Annotated in this window: 1 protein-coding gene; it reads right to left on the reverse strand. The window is 70.0% G+C overall.

What is annotated here, in order from left to right; genetic code table 11:
* Window positions 1–304, reverse strand: a 304-nt coding sequence (locus AC08OQ_RS19160) for a transposase (protein WP_476612296.1), incomplete at its 3' end; no start/stop codon positions are given.
* Window positions 305–404: the final 100 nt, after the last annotated feature.

A 404-nucleotide genomic window follows, 5' to 3' on the forward strand; every position in this document is an offset into this window, starting at 1 on the left:
CCTTGTCCTTCCGGGCCAGCTCCGCCCGTAACTGCTCGATCTCCCTGTCCCGCGGGTCCGCCGCCGGCCGGCCACGCTTCCTCGACAACGCCGCGACCCTACCCTCGCCCGCCGCCCGCCGCCATTCCACGAGATGCGCCGAGTACAACCGCTCCCGACGCAGGATCGCACCCTTCTCACCATGCTCGGCCGCGTCGTACTCCGCGAGGATCCGCGCCTTGTACTCCGCCGTGAACGTCCGCCGCTTCGCCTTCGGCTCGACCTCCGGGTCAGGCCGCCCCACCACCGGCTCGGACTCGTCCACCCGACCATCATCGGCCAGACCCCGCCCGGCCGTCAGCATCATCGTCACGATCTACCTCTCCCAGCCCCGCCCAAGCCAGCCTAGATGGAACGTACTGCCT

Source organism: Frankia sp. CcCS3 (genome assembly GCF_977927575.1).